The organism is Halomonas halodenitrificans DSM 735 (assembly GCF_000620045.1).
Taxonomy (GTDB): Bacteria; Pseudomonadota; Gammaproteobacteria; order Pseudomonadales; family Halomonadaceae; genus Halomonas; species Halomonas halodenitrificans.
The window spans coordinates 71,995-93,679 of sequence record NZ_KK211060.1 but is presented as its reverse complement, the minus strand read 5'-3'; the positions used below and the strand labels follow the sequence as shown (position 1 = coordinate 93,679).

19 protein-coding genes and 4 tRNA genes are annotated in these 21,685 nt (G+C 64.9%); 15 read left to right on the top strand and 8 right to left on the bottom strand.

Features of this window, described 5'->3' with window-relative positions:
* Window positions 1-30: 30 nt before the first annotated feature.
* The gene (locus tag Q358_RS17855) at window positions 31-2,430 is read left to right on the top strand and encodes a Lon protease family protein (protein WP_051530482.1); all 2,400 of its coding nucleotides are present in this window, start codon (window positions 31-33) and stop codon (window positions 2,428-2,430) included.
* Here the strand turns inward: Q358_RS17855 and Q358_RS0116070 are convergent.
* Window positions 2,401-2,847, bottom strand: a complete 447-nt coding sequence (locus Q358_RS0116070; protein ID WP_027962898.1) for a CopD family protein — start codon at window positions 2,845-2,847, stop codon at window positions 2,401-2,403. The genes Q358_RS17855 and Q358_RS0116070 overlap by 30 nt on opposite strands.
* A 176-nt stretch (window positions 2,848-3,023) precedes the next feature.
* Here Q358_RS0116070 and Q358_RS0116065 point away from each other — a divergent pair, with 176 nt between their 5' ends.
* From Q358_RS0116065 to Q358_RS0116055, 3 genes are all read left to right on the top strand, one after another.
* Window positions 3,024-3,533 carry a hypothetical protein gene (locus Q358_RS0116065; protein WP_027962897.1) on the top strand — a complete coding sequence of 170 codons (510 nt, stop codon included), beginning with the start codon at window positions 3,024-3,026 and terminating at the stop codon, window positions 3,531-3,533.
* Window positions 3,534-3,645: 112 nt separating this feature from the next.
* Entirely contained in the window at window positions 3,646-4,101 is a 456-nt protein-coding gene (locus Q358_RS0116060) for a tellurite resistance TerB family protein (RefSeq protein WP_027962896.1), read from the top strand.
* Window positions 4,102-4,374: 273 nt separating this feature from the next.
* The gene (locus Q358_RS0116055) at window positions 4,375-5,619 is read left to right on the top strand and encodes an NAD(P)/FAD-dependent oxidoreductase (protein ID WP_027962895.1); all 1,245 of its coding nucleotides are present in this window, start codon (window positions 4,375-4,377) and stop codon (window positions 5,617-5,619) included.
* 24 nt (window positions 5,620-5,643) lie between these two features.
* Here Q358_RS0116055 and Q358_RS0116050 read toward each other — a convergent pair whose 3' ends face one another.
* Together Q358_RS0116050 and Q358_RS0116045 are read right to left on the bottom strand one after the other, a co-directional pair.
* Complete coding sequence (locus Q358_RS0116050) at window positions 5,644-6,069, bottom strand: hypothetical protein (RefSeq protein ID WP_027962894.1); 426 nt, start codon at window positions 6,067-6,069, stop codon at window positions 5,644-5,646.
* 64 nt (window positions 6,070-6,133) lie between these two features.
* Entirely contained in the window at window positions 6,134-7,030 is an 897-nt protein-coding gene (locus tag Q358_RS0116045) for a DMT family transporter (RefSeq protein ID WP_027962893.1), read from the bottom strand.
* 150 nt (window positions 7,031-7,180) lie between these two features.
* Here Q358_RS0116045 and pyrC point away from each other — a divergent pair, with 150 nt between their 5' ends.
* Window positions 7,181-8,221 (top strand): dihydroorotase, encoded by a 1,041-nt coding sequence (gene pyrC, locus Q358_RS0116040; protein WP_027962892.1) that lies wholly within the window; start codon window positions 7,181-7,183, stop codon window positions 8,219-8,221.
* 15 nt (window positions 8,222-8,236) lie between these two features.
* On the opposite strand, the gene mtnN is transcribed toward pyrC, so the two are convergent.
* The 3 genes from mtnN to folD form a co-directional block, all read right to left on the bottom strand.
* Window positions 8,237-8,971 carry a 5'-methylthioadenosine/S-adenosylhomocysteine nucleosidase gene (gene mtnN / locus Q358_RS0116035; RefSeq protein ID WP_027962891.1) on the bottom strand — a complete coding sequence of 245 codons (735 nt, stop codon included), beginning with the start codon at window positions 8,969-8,971 and terminating at the stop codon, window positions 8,237-8,239.
* A complete protein-coding gene (locus Q358_RS0116030; protein WP_027962890.1) occupies window positions 8,971-9,432 on the bottom strand; it encodes an S-ribosylhomocysteine lyase in 462 nt (153 codons plus the stop codon). Before Q358_RS0116030 ends, mtnN begins: the two co-directional genes overlap by 1 nt.
* Window positions 9,433-9,646: 214 nt before the next feature.
* Window positions 9,647-10,504, bottom strand: a complete 858-nt coding sequence (gene folD / locus Q358_RS0116025; RefSeq protein ID WP_027962889.1) for a bifunctional methylenetetrahydrofolate dehydrogenase/methenyltetrahydrofolate cyclohydrolase FolD — start codon at window positions 10,502-10,504, stop codon at window positions 9,647-9,649.
* 174 nt (window positions 10,505-10,678) lie between these two features.
* Here folD and Q358_RS0116020 point away from each other — a divergent pair.
* The 10 genes from Q358_RS0116020 (at window position 10,679) to Q358_RS0115975 (ending at window position 19,891) form a co-directional block, all read left to right on the top strand.
* A tRNA-Pro gene (locus tag Q358_RS0116020) sits at window positions 10,679-10,755 on the top strand.
* A gap of 68 nt (window positions 10,756-10,823) precedes the next feature.
* Window positions 10,824-10,900, top strand: a tRNA-Arg gene (locus tag Q358_RS0116015).
* 45 nt (window positions 10,901-10,945) lie between these two features.
* Window positions 10,946-11,020, top strand: a tRNA-His gene (locus Q358_RS0116010).
* A 31-nt stretch (window positions 11,021-11,051) separates the two neighbouring features.
* Window positions 11,052-11,126, top strand: a tRNA-His gene (locus tag Q358_RS0116005).
* A 310-nt stretch (window positions 11,127-11,436) separates the two neighbouring features.
* Entirely contained in the window at window positions 11,437-12,801 is a 1,365-nt protein-coding gene (gene tig / locus Q358_RS0116000; protein ID WP_027962888.1) for a trigger factor, read from the top strand.
* Between the two features lie 78 nt (window positions 12,802-12,879).
* Entirely contained in the window at window positions 12,880-13,500 is a 621-nt protein-coding gene (gene clpP, locus Q358_RS0115995; RefSeq protein ID WP_027962887.1) for an ATP-dependent Clp endopeptidase proteolytic subunit ClpP, read from the top strand.
* 109 nt (window positions 13,501-13,609) lie between these two features.
* Window positions 13,610-14,890: an ATP-dependent Clp protease ATP-binding subunit ClpX gene (gene clpX, locus Q358_RS0115990; RefSeq protein ID WP_027962886.1), complete on the top strand. Its 1,281-nt coding sequence runs from the start codon at window positions 13,610-13,612 to the stop codon at window positions 14,888-14,890.
* Between the two features lie 169 nt (window positions 14,891-15,059).
* Window positions 15,060-17,465, top strand: coding sequence for an endopeptidase La (gene lon / locus Q358_RS0115985; RefSeq protein WP_027962885.1), 2,406 nt, complete (start codon window positions 15,060-15,062; stop codon window positions 17,463-17,465).
* Window positions 17,466-17,642: 177 nt separating this feature from the next.
* On the top strand, window positions 17,643-17,915 hold the full coding sequence (locus Q358_RS0115980) for an HU family DNA-binding protein (RefSeq protein WP_027962884.1): 273 nt from the start codon (window positions 17,643-17,645) through the stop codon (window positions 17,913-17,915).
* Between the two features lie 158 nt (window positions 17,916-18,073).
* Window positions 18,074-19,891 (top strand): SurA N-terminal domain-containing protein, encoded by a 1,818-nt coding sequence (locus tag Q358_RS0115975; RefSeq protein ID WP_027962883.1) that lies wholly within the window; start codon window positions 18,074-18,076, stop codon window positions 19,889-19,891.
* Between the two features lie 323 nt (window positions 19,892-20,214).
* On the opposite strand, the gene Q358_RS0115970 is transcribed toward Q358_RS0115975, so the two are convergent.
* Complete coding sequence (locus tag Q358_RS0115970) at window positions 20,215-20,967, bottom strand: UDP-2,3-diacylglucosamine diphosphatase (RefSeq protein WP_027962882.1); 753 nt, start codon at window positions 20,965-20,967, stop codon at window positions 20,215-20,217.
* A gap of 80 nt (window positions 20,968-21,047) precedes the next feature.
* The gene (locus Q358_RS0115965; RefSeq protein WP_027962881.1) at window positions 21,048-21,545 is read right to left on the bottom strand and encodes a peptidylprolyl isomerase; all 498 of its coding nucleotides are present in this window, start codon (window positions 21,543-21,545) and stop codon (window positions 21,048-21,050) included.
* Window positions 21,546-21,685 lie beyond the last annotated feature (140 nt).

The window sequence follows — 21,685 nt, the reverse complement described above, 5'->3', positions numbered from 1 at the left end:
ATCAACCGCGGGCCTTGATAAGAGGGACATATGGTCGAGCCGCTTGGCGTTGCACAGGTGTTTCAGGCATGTCCGGAGGAGGCGTTGCCCTTCGAGGACTCCCGCGAACTCGAGTCCCTGGACCTGCTCAGGGGGCATCGGCGGGCACGGGAGGCGCTGGCCTTCGGCACGGCCATTCGCAGAGACGGCTTCAATCTCTTTGTGCTCGGCCAACCGGGACACGGCAAGCATCGCCTGGTGGAGCGTTATCTCACGGAGCGTTCGAGTCAGGAGCCGACGCCACAGGACTGGTGTTACCTCTACAACGTCGAGGACCCCGCCAAGCCGCGTTACCTGAGCCTGGCGGCGGGGCAGGGGCGTCGGCTGCGCCGGGATATCGAATCGCTGGTGGATGAGCTGCGCAGTGCCATTCCGGCGGTGTTCGAGCGCGACGAGTATCAGAATCGCCTGCAGGAGATGAAGCAGGCGATGGGCGAGCGTCAGCGTGATGCCATCGAGCAGGTGCGTCGCGAGGCCCGCGAACAGGGTGTGCTGCTGCTGTCCACGCCCAACGGCTTTACCTTCGCCCCCGCCGACGGCGATAGCGACACGGTGATCCCGTCGGAAGACTACGAGACGCTGCCCAGGGAAGAGCGTGAGCGCCTCGAGCGCACGCTGGAGATCCTGCGGCGCAAGCTTACCCAGACGATCCGCCGCATGCCCAAGCTCGCCAAGGAGCTGCGCGAGCAGGTCCAGCGACTCAATGAAGAGGTACTGCAGACGGCCATTGATTCCCCCCTGGAGGAGCTCGAGGAGCGCTATCGGCAGCAGCCGGGGGTGATGGCCCATCTGGCGGCGATTCGCGAGACGCTCCTGCAGCACGCGGAGGCGTTTCTGGCCGATGAACCCGAGGTCCCGCCGGAGGCGATCTTCAGCCGCTTCTTTATCAACCTGCTGGTGGACAATGCCGATACCGATGGGGCGCCGGTGATCTACCAGGACCTGCCGGGTCACCAGCATCTGGTGGGGCGCATCGAGCACCATGTGCACAACGGCACCCTGCTGACCGATTTCTCGCTGATTCGCGCCGGGGCGCTGCATCGTGCCAACGGCGGCTACCTGGTCCTGGATATTCGTGGCCTGCTGGCCCAGCCGGGCGCCTGGGAAAGTCTCAAGCGAGTGCTGCATGCCGGCGAGATCCGCACCGAATCGCTGGAGCAGGCCTACGGGATGATGAGTACCGTCAGCCTGGAGCCCCAGCCGATTCCACTGGACGTCAAGATCGTGCTGCTCGGCGCACGGCACTTCTACTACCTGCTCTGCGAACATGACCCGGCGTTTCTGGAACTGTTCAAGGTGCAGGTGGACCTCGAAGATACGCTCGAGCGCAACGCGGAGAGCCTGGCCTTCTATGCGCGGGTGATCGCCACGCTGGCCCGGGAGGCCGCGCTGGCGCCCCTGGATCGCAGCGGCGTGGCGGCGACCATCGAGCGTGCCGGCCGGCTGGCCGATGACCAGCAGCGGCTGACGGCGCGCCATCGCGACCTGCATGATCTGCTGCTGGAAGCGGGGCACTGGGCGAAGGAGGCGGCTTCCGAGCGGATCACCCGGGAGCACGTGGAAAAGGCGGTGGCTCAGCAGCAGTGGCGGGCCGGGCGCATCCGTGAGCGTAGCCATGAGCAGATCGATCGCGGGGCGGTAATGATCGCCACCGAAGGACGCGTGGTGGGCCAGGTGAATGGGCTGTCGGTGCTCGCCGTGGGGGATTTTGCCTTCGGTCAGCCGACCCGGATTACCGCCACGGCGAGGCCCGGTAGCGGCCAGGTGGTGGATATCGAACGCGAGGCCCGCCTGGGTGGTCGCATTCACTCCAAGGCGGTGATGATCCTGTCGCGCTACCTGGCCGGTCGCTATGCCCGGGAGTCGACGCTCTCGCTATCGGCGAGCCTCGCCTTCGAGCAGTCCTACGGCGGCATCGACGGAGACAGCGCCTCGGTGGCCGAGGTATGCGCGCTGGTATCCGCCATCGTGCGCGAGGGGCTCGACCAGTCGTTTGCGGTGACAGGCTCCATCAACCAGCACGGCGAGGTGCAGGCGGTGGGCGGCGTCAACGAGAAGATCGAGGGCTTCTTCGATGTCTGTCGTGATCGGGGGGCGCTCGCCGGCCAGGCGGTGATCCTGCCGGCCAGCAACGTCGAGCACCTGATGCTCAAACGGGAGGTACGCGAGGCGATAGCCGCGGATGCGTTCCGCCTCTATGCGGTGTACCACGTGGATGAGGCGCTGGAGCTGCTGACCGGCGACGTCCCGGGCGAGGCCGACACGGCGGGTAACTTCCCTGCCGAGAGCCTCAACGGCCGGGTTCAGGCACGCCTGGCGGCATTCCAGTCGATCGTGAAGGCCGCCGGCGGTGCCGTGGGCCTAGATCCCCCAGCTGACCCGAAACGATAGCCCGGTGGCCACGAAGGCCACCGAGATCAGCGTCATCGCGACGATATGCCAGCCCATCAGCGGCAGGGTGGCGGGAGAGAGTCGGGGAATGACCCGAAAGCGGGCGTGGGCGGCCACCAGGATGGTCAGCAGCAACAGCATCAGCTTGAGGCGAACAAGCTCGGCGATGGGCCCGGCGCCTGGGTCGAACCAGAGCGCAAGCGAGGGCAGCTTCTGCCAGGCCAGCCACAGCCCGGTGATGATCTGCACCAGCAGCGCGGGCATGCCGAGCCGCTCGTAGCCCTGCTCGAACCAGTGCAGGGACGCGACGTCGCGGTCCTTGAGCACGCGGGGCAGGATGGTGACGGCGAGCACCAGATGGCCGCCGGTCCAGATGGTGGCACCCAGCAGATGCAGGAGCAGCAGGATCGCGGTCATGACGCCCTCCGTTGGCGAGAATGGTGTTCGATAATTCTACTCCGGTGCGCCGATTTGGCCATCTCCCCGAGGAGGTAGGCGGCCCGGCGCCTTTCGCTATCACCTGGCGCAAACGGCGATAGTCATGGCGTGCCTTGTGGCACAATATCCGGTTCGTGAATCGACAAGGATCGCCAATGGCGTATGTGCTGGTGATGGGCGGCCTCGCCCTCTCGGTTAGCTTTACCCTGGGCTGGGCGCTGTGGCGTCTTGTTCGAGTGGCCCTGGGCTGGGTGGGCGGCGCTTCCCCCTCGGGTGCCACGAAGGTCAAGCCACGCGCCCGCAAGTCTCAGCCCAAGCAGTCTCAGCCCAAGCAGTCTCAGCCCAGGAAGCCTGCGAGCAAGGCACCCGCCGCCAAGGCCGAGGCGCCGCGCCGGGCACCCGCCCGCGAGCCGGTGGCCAAGTCCGCCAGTGAACCCTGGGCCCTGACTCGCTGGCTGGCGGCGAGCCGTACCTTTCTTCCCCTCACCAGCCTGGCCCTGATGCTTTACGCTCTGGGGCGCCTGGTGGGGTTCGGGCTGCAGCATCGCCCGGCACAAGTGCCGGCCTCCTTTGGCCAGGCGGTCACGGGGCTGGGCTGGGCGGCGGCGATACTCGGCGGCCTGGCCCTGCTCGCCCTGCTGGCCCGCTGGCGCTGCCGAGACTAGCCCTTGGTAGCCCTTGGGGTCAGACCCCACCCCCACGGGGTCTGACCCCAATGATGATGAACCCGCCGGAGCCGAGTGAGTCTCACCCAGAAAGCCATCGAAGGAGTGTCATGTGCTAGCCAATATTCAGCGGTTCTTTCAGGAGATGCTCGAGGAGAGTGGCGGCGGGGGCGGGCGCCAGGCGCCGAGCCTGGAGCTCGCCGCGGCGGCGCTGCTCTGCGAGGTGATGCGCGCCGATTATGCGGTCACCCCGGATGAGCTCAACACGCTGCGTGGCCAGCTGCGCAGCCACCTGAGCGTGAGTGACGATGCCATCGACGAGCTGATGACCCTGGCCCAGCAGGAGGTGGACGCCGCCGTGGACCACTACCAGTTCGTCAGCCTGATCAAGGAGCATTATGCCTATGATCGGCGGTGTGAGCTGGTGCGCATGATGTGGGCCCTGGCACTGGCCGATGGCGAGCGTCATCATCTTGAGGAGCATCGCATCCGTCAGCTGGCCGATCTGCTCTACGTCAGCCACGCCGACTTTATTCGCGCCAAGCTGAAGGCTCAAAAGCAGCTATAGGGCCTTGGTTTTTTTACGGGGTGCGCCACGCTTGATGTCTGTTCTAGAAAACGGTCCCTGGTTGGAATATTACCCTGATTCCGGGTGTTAAATAAGGAATAACCCATGCCAAAATGCGCTCTTTTGGCATCATTATCTGACCGCGAGGCGTTATGATGCCTCTGGTAATGGACCGCCGGGGCGATATTCGACCCGGCGGCGCTTGAGCGACTATCGTTGTGGCAGGCCTCGTCGTGTGGCGAGGCCTGCGTTCTTTCCTGGGAGGTGTGGGTGATGTCTCGTGAAATCGTGGTTCTGGGGGCCGGCATGGTCGGCGTATCGGTGGCCTGGCATCTGGTTCGCCAGGGGCATTCGGTGACGCTGGTGGATCGCCGTGAGCCCGGCCGCGAGACCTCCTTCGGCAATGCCGGCATCATCCAGCGTGAGTCGGTGCGTCCCTATGCCTTTCCCCGGGATCTCGGCACGCTGCTGCGCGTGATTCCCAACCGTGAGGTCGACATTCGCTATCGTCCGGGGGGCATGTTCAGCGCGGCAAGCCCGCTGCTCCAGTACTGGATCAACTCCGGCAAGTCCCGTTATGCGAAGATCGTGCCGCAGTATGCCTCGCTGATCATGCGCTGCCTGGATACCCATGCCCCGATGATCGAGGCCGCCGGCGCCGATCACCTGGTGCGCCGCGACGGCTGGCTGGAGCTCTATCACACCCGGAAGGCCTTCGATGAGCGTATCACCGAGGCCCACGAGAACCATGATCGATACGGGGTCGAATTCGAGGTGCTCGATGCCGCCGGCCTCTATGCCAAGGAACCTCATCTCAAGAAGGGGCTTGAGGGTGCCATCCACTGGACCCAGCCCTGGACCGTGGCCGACCCCGGCGCGCTGGTGCAGGCCTATGCCGAGAATTTTCAGCAGCAGGGCGGTCGCTTCCTGAAGGCCGAAGTCCAGGAAGTCGAGAAGAGCGGCAAGGGATGGAAGGTGACGACCGACCGCGAGTCCCTGGAGGCCGACCAGCTGGTCGTGGCGCTGGGGCCCTGGAGCGATAAGCTGCTCTCGCGCCAGGGGATCTCGTTACCGCTGTTCGTCAAGCGCGGCTATCACATGCACTACGCCAGTGCCGATGAGAATGCCCACCTCAACCACTGGATCATGGATGCCGAAACCGGCTTCCTGCTCGAGCCGATGCGGGCGGGGATCCGCCTGACCACCGGTGCCGAGCTTGCCGGCCTGGACGCCCCCCCGAAGTTCAAGCAGCTCAAGGCGGCGGAGCGGGCGGCCGGCAAGATCTATCCGCTGGGAGAGCGCCGCGACCCCGAAGCCTGGAAGGGGGCGCGCCCCTGCCTGCCGGACATGAAGCCGATCATCGGGCCGGCTCCGGGGCAGGACGGAATGTGGCTGGCCATCGGTCATGGCCACCAGGGCTTTACGCTGGGGCCGGTGACCGGGCTGTTGCTGAGCCAGATGATGGCCGGCGAGACCCCGGAGGTGGACATGGCACCATTCAGCGCCACGCGCTTCTGATCGAAGCGGGGGCCCTCTCCGGGGCTAGTGCTGGGCCTTGCGGCGCTGCTTGATCTGGTGGGTGGCGAGCTTGACCCCCAGGGTGATGATGAAGACCAGCCAGCCGGCGGTGGCCATCACATTGAACAGCAGCAGCTTCTGAACCCCGTTGAGGGGGGTGACGATCATCTCGAAGGTAATGCCGAGCAGGAAGGCGAGAAACAGCGGCAGTGCCAGGATGTGCATCCACATCTCGGTGCGCCGCTTCCTGACGTGGTAGCGGCGCAGCAGCACCCGGGTTGGCCGGTGCACAAAGGTGACCAGTACGGTGGTGCCCAGCAGCAGCAGGGCCGCCATGGTCGGCTGTAGATTGCCCAGCTGGGCCGACAGGCTGATGGACCAGTACACGACCAGCCACATCAGGCCGGCCAGGGTAGCGGCCAGATCGGCGTAGTGGCGAACCTTGGGCATTCTCTCTCCCCCGTGGAAACTGGCCGCATGATACGGGATTTTCTAGCTGCCTGGCGAGCTCGCGCTATCCGGCGAAGCGCAGTATCAGTTGGCGGACCCAGTACCAGCGGTTGATCAGCAGGGCGGTGAAGATCAACGAGCAGCCGGCCAGCTGCAGCAGTGTCATGGTCTCGCCGTACCAGACGGCGGCCAGCAGTGCCGTCCAGACCGCTTCGAGCATCAGAATGACGGCGGCATGGCTCGGGGTGGTGAGGCCCTGGGCGTGGATCTGCAGGAAGAAGCGCAGGGTGCTGGAGAGCAGTATGCTGGCCGCCAGCCAACCGAGTATGTCGCCGCCGACCCGTTCCGGCCAGGGCTCGATCAGCGCCGAGGCCAGGCTGAGCAGAATGCCCACCACGGTAAGCTGGATGGCGGAGAGCGGCAGGGCGGGGAGGTGGCGTACCACCCGGGTGTTGGCATTGATCTGCAGCGAGAAGAGCAGCGCCGAGGTAGCGATCAGCCACTGGCTGGGCTCCAGGCGCAGGCCGGCATTGAGAGACAGCAGGGCGAAGCCGACCAATGCGACGGGCAGCGCGATCCAGGTGGTGCGCGGCGGGCGGTCGCCGAACAGCAGGCGGGCCATGACCGGTACCAGCAGGATGCCCAGGCTGTTGATAAAGGCGCTCTCGCCAAGGTGGCGGGAGTGGTAGAGCCCCATGACCCAGAAGCCCAGTGCCGCACTGAACAACAGGCCTACGCCGGCGCCAGCGGCCAGGTCGCGTCGACTCAGCTGGCGCAGGGCGGGCCAGGCAAACAGTGCCAGGATCAGTCCGGCGAGCAAAAAGCGCGTGCCCATGAACAACAGCGGCGGCAGGCCGCCGAGGGCCTCCTTGGAGAAGATCCAGCCGGCGCCGGCGAGCAGGGTGACGGTGAGCAGCAGCAGGTCGGCGCGCAGCGGGCTGCGTTCCAGTGAATCGGGCATCACAAGGGGTCCGGTGCAAGGGCAATGTCGGCATGTTATCAGACGATGTGGCCTGGGGTGCCGTGAAATCGGGTCGCCGGGCTCTGCTCAGGCAGGCGGCATTCGGTATACTGGCGCCACATCGACCGAACCGCCACGACAGGAACCGCCGTGACTACCTTGACCCTGACTCGCCCCGACGACTGGCACCTCCACCTGCGCGACGACGCGGTGTTGTCCGCCGTGGTCGAGGCCTCGGCCCGACAGATGGGCCGCGCCATCATCATGCCCAATCTCAAGCCGCCGGTGACCACCACCGAGCAGGCCCTGGCTTACCGCGAGCGGATCCTGGCGGCGCTGCCCGCGGGCAGCCGCTTCGAGCCGCTGATGACGCTCTATCTCACCGATAACACCCCCGCCGAGGAAATCGAGCGCGCCCATGCCAGCGGCCTGGTGCAGGCGGTCAAGCTGTATCCCGCCGGCGCCACCACCAACTCCGCCTCGGGCGTGACCGACCTGGCGCACTGCGATGCCGCGGTCGCCGCCATGGCAAGGCTCGGCATCCCGCTGCTGATGCACGGCGAGGTGACCGACGCCGAGATCGATATCTTCGATCGTGAGGCGGTGTTTATCGAGCGGGTGCTCAAGCCCCTGCTGGAGCGCCACCCGACCCTCAAGGTGGTCTTCGAGCATATCACCACGGCCGAGGCGGCCGAATTTGTGGCCGCCGCACCGGCCAATGTGGGCGCGACCATCACCGCCCACCACCTGCTGTTCAATCGTAACCATATGCTGGTGGGCGGCATTCGCCCGCACTACTACTGCCTGCCCATCCTCAAGCGCGAGCGGCATCGCGAGGCGCTGCTGGCGGCGGCCACCTCGGGCAGTCCGAAGTTCTTCCTGGGGACCGACAGCGCCCCACACGCCCAGGGTGACAAGGAGAGCGCCTGTGGCTGCGCCGGGGCCTACACCGCCCCGGCGGCGATCGAGTATTACGCCACCGCCTTCGAGCAGGCCGGCGCCCTGGACCGCCTGGAAGGCTTCGCCAGCCACCATGGGCCGGATTTCTACGGGCTGCCCCGCAACGCCGACACCATTACCCTGGTGCGCGACGCCCGGCGCCTCCCCGAATCGCTGCCCTACGCCGGCGGGGCGCGCATTGTGCCGCTGATGGCCGGCGAGACCCTGGAGTGGGCGTTGGCCGGCGAATAGGCGCCGGTGAAGGCGTCAGGCGGGCTGTGCCACGGTTTCACGCTGCCGGTCGCCCAGGCGGGCGACCATTGCCTCGATCATGCGGGAGGAGTGCAGGGCGGCCTTCTCCAGGAATTCCTCGAAGGAGAGATGGTTGTCGCCCGCATCGGGAATGTCGGAGAGGGCGCGGATCACCACGAAGGGGCAGCCATAGAGATGGCAGGTCTGGGCGATGGCCGCGGCCTCCATCTCGGCGGCGAGCATGGTGGGGAAGCGCTGACGGGTCTGGGCCACCAGGTTGGGGCAGGCCATGAAGACATCGCCGGTGGCGATCAGCCCCTCCACGACCCGGACCTCGCCCAGGGCCTCCACGCATTCCCGGGCGAGATCCACCAGTCGCGCGTCGGGCATATAGGCCGCCGGCATGTTGGGGACCTGACCGTGCTCGTAGCCGAACACCACGGCATCCACGTCGTGGTGGCGAACCTCGCTCGAGACCACGATATCGCCGATCTCGAGTCCCTCGCCGAAGCCGCCGGCGGAACCGGTATTGATGACCACGTCCGGCTGGTACATGTCCAGCAGCAGGGTGGTGCCGACGGCGGCGTTGACCTTGCCGATCCCCGACTGGAGGACCACGACCTCGACGCCGTGCAGCCTGCCGCTGTAGAAGGTGATGCCGACATGGGTGTGTGTCTCGCCCCCCTCGAGCAGGGAGGCGAGGCGCGCCACTTCCTGGGGCATGGCGCCGATGATGCCGATGCGCTGCATTAGAAGATTTCCGTCCATTCGTTGCGCTTGGCCAAAAAGCCCCGGGCGATCTGCTTGGCGCCCTCGAGGCTGTGGCTGGCGGCCCAGCCGCACTGCATTTCGTTGCAGGCCGGCACTTCGCTGGCCTCGAGCACATCCTCGAGGGTGTTCTCGAGCAGCTCGAGCACGCCCTCGTAGTCGTCGTGGTTGATCATCGCCACGTAGAAGCCGGTCTGGCAGCCCATGGGACTGATATCGACCACCTTGTCGGAGTGGTTGCGCGACAGCTCCGCCATCAGGTGCTCCAGGGAGTGCAGGCCGGGCATCTCCATATGGTCCTGGTTGGGCTGGCAGATGCGCATGTCGTACTTGTGGATGGTGTCGCCATGCTCGCCGGTCTTGATATCCGCCAGGCGCACATAGGGAGCCTTTACCTTGGTGTGATCCAGGTTGAAGCTCTCGACGTTCATCTTGTCGCTCATCAATCAATCCTCATGCTGATGCAAAGTCTCTTTGGAGTAAGTCTCTTTGGGGTAACCCCTCCCCCTGGGTCAGACCCCCCTCTGGGGTAACCCCCCGGGGTCAGACCCCGAACCCCATGGGGTCTGACCCCTGCCCCGTGAGTCTCTTTGGGGTCTGACCCCGAGCCTGGGGTAACCTCCTGGGGTCTGACCCCAGGGGGCGGGGTGGTGGGGGCTAGTCGGCGTCGTGGAGGTCGGCGGCCTGGAGGGTGTTCTCCAGCAGGGTGGCGACGGTCATGGGGCCGACGCCGCCGGGGACGGGGGTGATCCAGGCGGCGCGCTCGGCGGCGGCATCGAAGTCGACGTCGCCGATCAGGCGGCCATCCGCCTGGCGGTTGATGCCCACGTCGATGACGATGGCGCCTTCCTTGACCCATTCCCCCTTGACCAGGCCCGGCTTGCCCACCGCCACGATCAGCACATCGGCGCGGCGGACCTGTTCCTCCAGGTTGCGCGTAAAGCGATGGCAGACGGTGGTGGTGCAGCCGGCGATCATCAGCTCCAGGGACATGGGGCGGCCGACGATATTGGAGGCCCCCACCACGGTGGCGTCCAGGCCGCGGATCGCCAGGCCGGTCTCCTCGAGCAGCGTCATCACGCCCTTGGGCGTGCAGGGCCGCAGCAGCGGCAGGCGCTGGGCCAGGCGCCCCAGGTTATAGGGGTGAAAGCCATCGACGTCCTTGTCCGGGCGAATGCGCTCGAGAATGGGGCGGGCGTCGAGCTGTTCGGGGAGTGGCAGCTGGACCAGGATGCCGTCGACGGCCGGGTCGTCGTTGAGCCGGTCGACCAGCGCCTCGAGCTGTTGCTGAGAGGCGTCCGCGGGCAGCGTATGGCGAAACGACTCGATGCCGGCCTCGACGCAGGCATTGTGCTTGTTGCGCACATAGACGGCGGAGGCGGGGTCCTCGCCGACCAGCACGACGGCAAGCCCTGGCGCGCGGCCCCCGCTGTCGCGGCGTGCCTGCACCTGGCGGGCTACCTGCTGGCGAACGCGGGCGGCTACGGCTTTGCCATCGATCAGTTGCGCGGTCATCGAGTGTCCTCTGGATGGTCGAAAAGGAAGGCGTGATTTTCGCACGCCAGGCGGGCGAAACAAAGCGCTCGAGGCGGTTGTCGCCCTCCGGCACTTGACGAAGGGCGAAAGTCACGTAGAATACGCATCGCTCGACGAGGCCCGTGTGGCGGCGTCCAGCCCGCTTGATCGCCGCGGAGTGTAGCGCAGTCTGGTAGCGCGCCTGCTTTGGGAGCAGGATGTCGGGGGTTCGAATCCCTCCACTCCGACCATAACGTCTTGAATGTCTTGCGGTTTATTGGCACTCAGGGTTGCGGCGAGGCGAGCTGAAACGTACAATGCGCCCATGGCTCAATCGGATAGAGCAACGGCCTTCTAAGCCGTAGGTTGCAGGTTCGAGTCCTGCTGGGCGCGCCAGCTTCGGTGCGGTAGCAGGATGTTGTTCGAGTCGTTGTCGATGTGGTGGATGTAGCTCAGTGGTAGAGCCCCGGATTGTGGCTCCGGTGGTCGTGGGTTCGATCCCCATCATCCACCCCACCTCGACACAGGCGGTATCAGCAAGGCAATGGTGGATGTAGCTCAGTGGTAGAGCCCCGGATTGTGGCTCCGGTGGTCGTGGGTTCGATCCCCATCATCCACCCCATGTCTTGACCCTCCCGATCGACCCCTTCAGACTATTCTTCCAGATCTCTCTTTTTGGATCGTTCCTCTCGGGATCGGCTCCTGCTTCAGTCAGTCTGATTTTTTATCGGTATTGCGCGGTATACGGCACGCGGTCGCTCAGGCGTCGGCGTTTTTTGGCATGGATGTAGTTTCGCCCCTTGTAATCGTTCGCCGTGCCCCCATTTCTTCCCCCTCGGCGCTTGCCAGTGCCGCACGGGATTCATAAAATCATCCCCTTGATTTTTCATTCACGCAATCAACACAGTGCCCCAGTCGGTAGAGGACATTTCATGCAAGTTTCCGTCGATACGACCTCCCAGATCGAACGCCGCATCACGGTCCAAGTGCCGGCCGCCGAAATCGATGAGGCCGTCAATGCTCGCCTCAAGGATGCCGCCAAGAACGTTCGTATGGACGGGTTTCGTCGGGGCAGGGTGCCGATGTCGGTGATCCGTCAGCGCTATGGCAGCGAAGTGCGCAACGAGGTGGTCGGGGAAGTGATGCGTGAGCGTTACGTCCGTGCCATCACCGAGAACGAGCTCAACCCGGCCGGCATGCCCCAGATCGAAGCCACCGTCAATGAGACGGGCAAGGATCTGGAGTTCGTGGCGACCCTGGAGACCTACCCCGAAGTCGAGCTGGCACCCATCGAGGGCGCCGACGTCGAGCGGCCCGTGGTCGAGGTGACCGAGGCCGATGTCGACGAGATGATCGACACCCTGCGCAAGCAGAACGCCGACTGGGAAGACGTCGAGCGTGCCGCCGAGGATGGCGACCAGCTGACCATCGACTTCCAGGGCTTCCTGGGCGATGAGCCCTTCGAAGGCGGCAGCGCCGAAGGCCATGACCTGGTGATCGGTTCCAACAGCTTCATCCCCGGCTTCGAGGAGCAGTTGATCGGCGCCCAGGCCGGCGACGACAAGGAAATCAAGGTCACCTTCCCGGAGGACTACCAGGCCGAGAACCTGGCCGGCCAGGAAGCGACCTTCAAGGTCACCGTCCACGCGGTGAAGGGCAAGGCCCTGCCCGAGATCGATGCCGAGTTCATCGCGAAGTTTGGCGTCGAGGACGGCGATCTCGACGCCTTCCGTGCCGAGGTCAAGAAGAACATGACCCGCGAGGCCGGCCAGGCGGTGGATAACCGCGTCAAGCAGCAGGTACTTGCCGCGCTGCAGAAGGCCAACGAGGTCGCCGTGCCCCAGGCACTGGTTCAGCAGGAGACCGATGGCCTCAAGCGCCAGGCGGCCCAGCAGTTCGGCCTGGGCGAGGACTTCGATGTCTCCCAGCTGCCCAACGAGCTGTTCGAGGAGCAGGCCAGGAGCCGCGTCGAGGTCGGCCTGCTGCTGGCCGAGGTGATCAAGGTCAACGAGCTCGAGGCCAGCGACGACGAGATTCGTGCCAAGGTTCAGGAGCTTGCCGAGCAGTATCAGGAGCCCGAACAGGTGGTCGAGCACTACATGGGCGACGACCAGCTCAAGACCCAGGTCAAGTCCGCGATTCTCGAAGAGAAGGCCGTGGACGTGCTGCTCGGCCAGGCCAGCGTCCAGGACGTCGAGATGTCCTACCAGGACGTGCTGGCGGCGGCCCAGCAGCAGGAAGAAGCCGACGAGGAAGACGGCAGCGAAGCGGCCAGCGAGGAAGAAAGCCAGGCCTGATCGATGCCCTGCGCCCCGGCCGGTGTCGGGGCGCTGTTTCTCTTCGCTTCCATTCATCGGATGCAAGGACAACACGCAATGAGCAACGAGTTCGATATCCAGAACGCCGGTGGCCTGGTGCCCATGGTGGTCGAGCAGAGCGCGCGCGGCGAGCGTTCCTACGACATCTATTCCCGCCTGCTCAAGGAGCGTGTGATCTTCCTGGTGGGTCCGGTGGAAGACTACACGGCCAACCTGGTGGTGGCGCAGCTGCTGTTCCTGGAGTCCGAGAACCCGGACAAGGACATCCACCTGTACATCAACTCCCCGGGTGGCTCGGTGACCGCCGGCATGTCGATCTACGACACCATGCAGTTCATCAAGCCCGATGTGTCCACCGTGTGCATCGGCCAGGCGGCCAGCATGGGCGCGCTGCTGCTGGCCGGCGGGGCGCCGGAGAAGCGCTTCTGCCTGCCCAACTCGCGCATGATGATCCACCAGCCGCTGGGCGGCTATCAGGGCCAGGCCTCGGACATCGAGATCCACACCCGTGAGATCCTCGGCATCCGCGACAGGCTCAACCATATCCTCGCCCAGCATACCGGCCAGGATATCGACACCATCGCCCGGGATACCGACCGCGACAACTTCATGGATGGTCGCCAGGCGGCGGAGTATGGGCTGATCGATGCCATGCTGGATAAGCGGCCCACATCCTGATAGCGTGATTTGCAAAATACGCTGATTGTTCCCGGCGGTGCGTGCCGCCGCTGTGAACTCGGTGGCGTCGGCATTGGCAGGCGCCATCACTATGAAAAGAGGTAAGCGAATGGCTGACGGCAAAGGCAAGGACGACGGTGGCAAGCTGCTCTACTGCTCGTTCTGCGGCAAGAATCAGAACGAGGTGCGCAAGCTTATTGCCGGCCCGTCCGTCTATATCTGTGATGAGTGTGTCGACCTCTGCAATGACATCATTCGCGAGGAGGTGCTCGATGCCGATGCCGAGAGCGACGACGAGCGTCTGCCGACGCCTCGTGAGATCCGTCACACCCTCGATGATTATGTGATCGGCCAGGATCGCGCCAAGATGGTGCTGTCCGTTGCCGTCTACAATCACTACAAGCGCCTGAGTTCCGACGTCAAGAAAGACGACGTGGAGCTGGGCAAGTCGAACATCCTGCTGATCGGCCCCACCGGCAGCGGCAAGACGCTACTCGCCGAGACCATGGCGCGGCTGCTCAATGTGCCGTTCACCATCGCCGATGCCACCACGCTGACCGAAGCCGGCTACGTGGGCGAGGATGTCGAGAACATCATCCAGAAGCTGCTGCAGAAGTGCGATTACGATGTGGACAAGGCCGAGCGTGGCATCGTCTACATCGATGAGATCGACAAGGTGTCGCGCAAGTCCGACAACCCCTCGATCACCCGGGACGTGTCTGGCGAGGGCGTTCAGCAGGCGTTGCTCAAGCTGATCGAAGGCACCACGGCCTCGATTCCGCCCCAGGGCGGCCGCAAGCACCCGCAGCAGGAGTTCCTGCAGGTCGATACGACCAATATGCTGTTCATCGTCGGCGGGGCCTTCGCGGGCCTGGAGAAGGTCATCCGTGACCGCGTCGAGAAGGGTGGCATCGGCTTCAATGCCGAGGTCAAGAGCAAGGAAGACGGCAAGCCGGTAGGGGATACCCTGGCCACCGTGGAGCCCGAGGATCTGGTCAAGTTCGGCCTTATCCCCGAGTTCGTCGGGCGTCTGCCGGTGATCGCGACCCTGACCGACCTCACCGAAGAGGCGCTGATCGAGATCCTGACCGAGCCCAAGAACTCGCTTCTCAAGCAGTATACCAAGCTGTTCGAGATGGAAGGCGTGGAGCTGGAGTTCCGTGACGACGCCCTGCGCGCGGTGGCCGACAAGGCCATGGCACGCAAGACCGGCGCACGCGGTCTGCGCTCCATTCTCGAGTCGGTGCTCCTCGACACCATGTACGAGATTCCCTCCCTGGAGGGGGTCAGCAAGGTGGTGATCGATGCCTCGGTGATCAAGGGCGAAAGCGAGCCGCTGCTGATCTATTCCCAGCAGCAGGAAGCCGCCAGCGACGGCACCGACGGCTGAATGACCGGGGGCTGACCCCACGGGAGCGCCTCGCCTCCACCGCCGGCCCGGCCGGCTGGGGGCCGGGGGCTCCCGTTTTTTTTGCCCTCTCGGTTACTGCCTTGCAAAGTTACCCGATCGCCCCCATTCCACGGGGCATCCCTTCGTTTTCTCTTGAGGTACGCCTGCGATGCAGCAGAATGCTGATCAGACCCTGAGTCTGCCCCTTTTGCCGCTGCGGGACGTGGTCGTCTACCCGCAGATGGTCATTCCCCTCTTTGTGGGTCGCGAGAAGTCGATCCAGGCCCTCGATGCGGCCATGAACGCCGACAAGCGAGTCCTGCTGGTGGCCCAGCGTGAGGCCAGCAAGGACGACCCCGACCGCGATGACCTGTTCGCCATCGGCACCGTCGCCGAGATCATGCAGCTGCTCAAGCTGCCCGACGGCACCGTCAAGGTGCTGATCGAGGGCGTCTCCCGCGCCGATGTGGGCGAGCTGGATGCCGGCGAGGCCTATACCAGCGCCGAGGCGCTGCTGCGTGACAGCACGCCACTGACCGAGCGCGAGCAGGAATCCCTGGTGCGTGTGCTGCTCAATCAGTTCGAGCAGTACGTCAAGATGTCGAAGAAGGTACCCAACGAGGTGCTCAACTCGCTCTCCGGCATCGAGGACCCGAGCCGCCTGGTGGACACCATCTGTGCGCACCTGTCCCTGAAGATCGATGACAAGCAGCAACTGCTGGAGATGGACAAGGTCCGGGACCGCATCGAGCATCTGATGGCGCTGATCGAGTCCGAGATCGACCTGATGCAGGTGGAGAAGCGCATCCGCTCCCGGGTCAAGGAGCAGATGGAGAAGTCCCAGCGCGAGTACTATCTCAACGAGCAGATGAAGGCCATCCAGAAGGAGATAGGCGAGCTCGAGAATGTGCCCAACGAGGCCGAGAAGTACGAGCAGGCCATCGAAGAGTCCGGCATGCCCAAGGAGGCCCACGAGAAGGCTGTCCAGGAGCTGGGCAAGCTGAAGATGATGTCGCCCAACTCCGCCGAGGCCACGGTGGTGCGTTCCTACCTGGACTGGCTGGTAGCGGTGCCCTGGAAGAAGCGTACCCGGGTCAAGCATGACCTGGCCAACGCCCAGAAGGTGCTCGACGAGGATCACTACGGCCTGGACGAGGTCAAGGCCCGGATCCTCGAGTACCTGGCGGTGCACAAGCGGGTCAAGAAGCTCAAGGGTCCGGTGCTGTGCCTGGTGGGCCCGCCCGGGGTCGGCAAGACGTCGCTTGGCAAGTCGATCGCCCGGGCCACCAACCGCAAGTATGCGCGCCTGGCGCTGGGCGGGGTGCGCGACGAGTCCGAGGTCCGCGGCCATCGGCGCACCTACATCGGCTCGCTGCCCGGCAAGATCATCCAGCGCATGTCCCGTGCCGGCGTCAAGAACCCACTGTTCCTGCTCGATGAAGTCGACAAGCTCGGCATGGACCACCGCGGGGATCCTTCCTCGGCGCTGCTCGAGGTGCTCGACCCCGAGCAGAACGATACCTTCAGCGACCACTATCTCGAGCTGGATTACGACCTCTCCGAGACGCTGTTCATCTGTACGGCCAACTCCATGAACATCCCGGGGCCGCTGCTGGACCGCATGGAGGTGATTCGCCTGCCCGGCTACACCGAGGACGAGAAGCTGGCCATCGCCAAGCGCTACCTGGTGCCCAAGCAGCTCACGGCCAACGGGTTCAAGGAGGATGAGCTGGCCTTCTCCGACGAGTCTCTTCTCGAGCTGATCCGCTACTATAGCCGCGAGGCCGGGGTGCGTGAGCTGGAACGTCAGGTCGCCAAGGTCTGCCGCAAGGTGCTGCGCGAGCGCCTCCAGAAGGAGAGCAAGGAAGGGGCGCTGGCGCCGATGCTGCTGGCCGCCGGGGATATCGAAGAGTATGCTGGCGTGCGGCGTTACAGCTACGGACTGGCCGACCAGGAAAATCAGGTCGGCCGCGTGACCGGCCTGGCCTGGACCTCCGTGGGTGGCGAGCTGCTCAATATCGAATCGGTGGTGACCCCCGGCAAGGGGCGCATCAACAAGACCGGCTCGTTGGGCGATGTGATGAAGGAGTCGGTAAGTGCCGCCCATACCGTGGTGCGGGCGCGAGCGTCGGCCCTGGGCATCGACCCCGAGCGCTTCGAGAAAGAGGATCTGCACATCCACGTGCCGGAAGGGGCGACCCCCAAGGACGGCCCCAGTGCCGGTGTCGGCATGGTCACGGCCATGGTCTCCGCCTATACGGGTCGCCCCGTGTGCTGCGACGTGGCCATGACCGGTGAGGTCAATCTGCGTGGCGAGGTGATGCCGATTGGCGGCCTGAAGGAGAAATTGCTGGCCGCCAGGCGCGGTGGTATAAAGACCGTGCTGGTACCCGAGGAAAATCGCCGGGACCTCAAGGAGGTGCCGGATAATATCAAGGAGGCCCTGGATATCAGACCGGTACGCTGGATCGATGAGGTGCTTGAGGTAGCGTTAGTTAAATCGAATGAAGAGTCCGATTCGGAATCTCATTCCGAGGATGCCTCACCGGTGCCGTCAATGATCAGCACGCATTAAGGCGGATTTCCCCATCATTATTCGATTCAAAGCCCGATATGGTGGGGCTCTGCCCTGATTGTTGCTTGACAGTGGTTTCTCCGCATTGCTATAAATTACCCAATGCTGTGATCGCGCTTGTTAGCTAAAATGCCGGTTCGATCAGGGTCAATTTACGAAAAAGTCAAGGGGTGAAGTGTGAACAAATCTGAGCTGATCGAAGCTATCGCCGCGTCTGCCGATATTCCCAAGGCTTCCGCCGCACGTGCTCTGGATGCCATGGTGGATTCCGTGACCGATAGCCTGAAGAAAGGCGACAGCGTTTCCCTCGTCGGCTTCGGCACCTTCCATGTGAAGGAGCGTGCCGCACGCACCGGTCGCAACCCCCAGACCGGTCAGCCCATCGAGATCAAGGCGGCCAAGGTGCCCGGCTTCAAGGCCGGCAAGGCGCTGAAGGATTCCGTCAACTGATTCTGCGTCGACCGGGAGACGTGCGCCCAGGGCGCCGCTGATGGTTCGTCGCTGATGGTTGATTGATACAGGCGCACCGCCCACGGCGGTGCGCCTGTCTTCGTTATTGGCGAACGTTTTTCGTGTATCCATTTTGAGGCAACATTTCCGAGGCCTGCATGCTGCAAAGTATTCGAGACCGCTCCCGAAGCTGGGGAGCCAAGATCATCATCGGGGCAGTGGTCGTGACCATGGCGATGTTCGGCGTGGATTCGCTGGTGGGGCTGTTTGGCAATAGCGGCGACGAGGTCGCCCAGGTCAACGGCGAGCCCATCATGCGTCAAGATCTCGAGCTATCGGTACAGCGGGCCATCCGCAGCGGCCAGGTGCCGGCGGAGCAGGAGCGTGCGCTGCGTGGCCAGATGCTCGACGAGCTGATCACCACCGAGCTGTTGAGCCAGTATGCCGATGAGGGTGGGCTGCATCTTTCCGAGGACCAGCTCGATCAGATCATCGTCTCACTCCCCGAGTTCCAGGATCAGGAGGGGCGCTTCGACCAGGAGCTGTTCCGCAACCGTCTGGCCAGTGCCGGCTATACACCGGTGGGCTTTCGCGACCAGCTGCGTGCCGACATGAAGCAGCAGCAGCTACAGCAGGGGCTGGCCTTCAGCGACTTCAGCCTGGACAGCGAGCGGCAGCGCCTGGCTAGCCTGCAGCGCCAGACGCGTAGCTTCCGGCATGCCGCCCTGGGCGTGGAATCTCTCGACCAGGAGATCACGCCCTCCGATGACGCCATCGAGGCGTATTACGCCGAGCACCAGGACCGCTTCCGCCGGCCCGAGCAGGTGCGTCTGAACTATGTGGTCATCGACCGTCAGGCCATGGCCGCGGGGGTAGAAGTGGACGAGCAGGCGTTGCGCAAGGCCTGGCAGGACCAGACGGCCAACGCCGATCGCCGACTCTCGCATATCATGCTGACCTTCGGTGACGAGCGCAGCCGCGAGGAAGCGGTGGCCGAGCTCGAGTCGGTTCAGGCGCGTCTCGCCGATGGCGAAGCCTTCGCCGATCTTGCCGCCCGGGTCTCCGATGACACCGTCTCCGCCGAGCAGGGGGGCGATCTCGGCGTGGTGAGTCGCGGCTTCTTCGGCGAGGCCTTCGATGACGCCGCCTTCTCGCTGGATGAGGGCGAGGTGTCCGACATCGTCGAGACCGACAACGGCCTGCACCTGCTGACCGTGACTGGCCTGGAGCGCGAATCCTTCGCATCAATGCGCGACGATCTGCGCCGTCAGCTGGCCAGGGAGCAGGTGTCCGGAGAGTTCAATGACCGGGTCCAGCGGCTCATCGACGAAAGCTTCGCCGCCGATGATCTGCGCAGTGTCGCCGAGGATGTGGGCCTCGAGCTCCAGTCCAGCGACTGGCTGTCACGGGACACCGCCGAGGGCGTGCTCTCCGAGCCGGGCGTGATGACCCAGGCCTTCAGCGAGGACGTGCTCGAGGAGGGCTACAACAGCGAGGTGATCGAGCTGGATAGCGACCGCCGCCTGGTGCTGCGCGTCGATGAGCACCGCGAGGCCACCACGCTCCCCCTCGCCGAGGTACGCGACGAGGTGGTGGCCGAGGTCAAAGCCCAGCAGCGCCGCGACGCCCTGAGCGCTCGGGCCGATGGGCTGGTCGAGACATTGAACGAGGGCGGCTCGGTCGACCTCGCCTGGCAGCGGGCCGATGGCGTCAGCCGCCAGGACACCCACGGGCTGTCCCAGGCGGTGATCACCGCGGCCTTCCGGCTCCCGGCACCCGAAGGCGACGCCGCCGTGTACGGCCAGGTCGTCGACGGCGAACGCGCCGTGATCATCGCCCTGGAGTCCGTCGGCGAAGGCGAAGTCGACGCACAGATCACCAGCGCCGTTTCCAGCATGACCGAACGCCTGCGCGCCCAGGCCGCCATTCAAGGCCTGATCGAACACCTGCGCAGCGAAGCCAAGATCGAGAGATAACCTCCCCCTTGGGGTCAGACCCCATCAGGGCGTGGGGTCAGACCCCATACCCCCTGGGGTCAGACCCCAATACCTCCGGGGTCTGACCCCAATACCTCCGGGGTCTGACCCCCGTGTTTATTAGCATGCCTTCAGCCGGGGCTTGCCGTCGTCTTCGACGACGATTTCCCAGCCCTGGCCGGGTTGCCAGTCTCCCAGCACGATGCGCCGGGCGGGTTGGCCGTCGACCTTCCCTTGGGGTCAGACCCCGTCGGAGCGTGGGGTCAGACCCCATACCCCCGGGGTCTGACCCCAATACCTCCGGGGTCTGACCCCCGTGTTTATTAGCATGCCTTCAGCCGGGGCTTGCCGTCGTCTTCGACGACGATTTCCCAGCCCTGGCCGGGTTGCCAGTCTCCCAGCACGATGCGCCGGGCGGGTTGTCCGTCGACCTCGAGGTCGTGCACCGCCGGGCGGTGGGTGTGGCCATGGATCAGGGTGGTGACACCGTGCGCTGCCATGGCCTCGACGACTTCCTCCGGGGTGACATCCATGATGTCCTCGGCCTTGTTGGAGTTGGCCTCGCCGGACTGCTCGCGCAGTTGCCTGGCCAGGGCGATGCGCTCCTGGATCGGCATCGACAGCACCTGCGCCTGCCATTGCGGGTCCCGGGCCTGGGCGCGGAAGGCCTGGTAGGCCGTATCGCGCGTGCACAGGCTGTCGCCGTGCATCAGCAGCACCGGGGTGTCGCCCAGCCGGATAAGGCTGGGGTCGGGCAGCAGGGTGGCGCCGGCCTCCCGGGCGAAGCGTTCGCCGAGCAGGAAGTCGCGGTTGCCGTGCATCAGATAGATCGCGGTGCCGGCATCGGCCAGGCGGCGCAGCGCCTCGGCGACTCGCTTCGCCAGGTCGGCGTTGCCGGTGGGGTCGACGTCGACCAGGTCCAGCAGGTCATCCCCGATCCAGGCCTCGAAGAAATCGCCGAGGATATACAGCGCGTCGGCGCCGCGGGCTCGCGCCTGTAGCCAGTGCAGAAAGCCCTCGGTGATCGCGGGGGCGCCAGGGTGCAGATGCAGGTCGGAAATCAGCAGGGTGGCCATGGTGAAGGGTTCCCGGTTCGGCGGCAGAGGGCAAGACGCCCGCATGAAGCGGGCGCCAGGTAGGGCAGGGGGGAGGCGGCTCAGTCCTCCTTGATGTAGGCCTTCTTGATGACCACGTCCTCGGCGGGCACATCGGCGTGCATGCCGCGGCGAGTGGTGGCGACGTTCTTGATCTTCTCGACCACGTCCATGCCGTCGACCACGCGGCCGAAGGCGCAGTAGCCCCAGCCCTGGATGGACTTGCCGCTGTGGTTGAGGAAGCTGTTGTCGGCGATGTTGATGAAGAACTGGGCGGTGGCGGAGTGGGGGTCCTGGGTGCGGGCCATGGCCAGGGTGCCCACCTCGTTGGCCAGGCCGTTGTCGGCCTCGTTCTCGATGGGGTCGCGGGTCGGCTTCTGGTTGAAGTCCTCGTCGAAGCCGCCGCCCTGGACCATGAAACCCTCGATCACGCGATGAAAGAGGGTGCCGTCATAGAAGCCGTCGCGCACATACTGTTCGAAGTTGGCGGCGGTCTTGGGGGCCTTCTCGTGGTTGAGCTCGACGTGGATGTCACCGAAGGTGGTCTGCAGTACGATCATGCGTAAGGTCCTGTGCAATAAAGGGGCGCTGCCTTGGCGTTGCCCATGGGCGTGGCGCTATAATACCGGTTTTGCCTCGCTGCGCGAAACAAGCCCGACGTCGGCTTGAACGCTGCGGCGAGGGGCGCCGGGGATGAGCC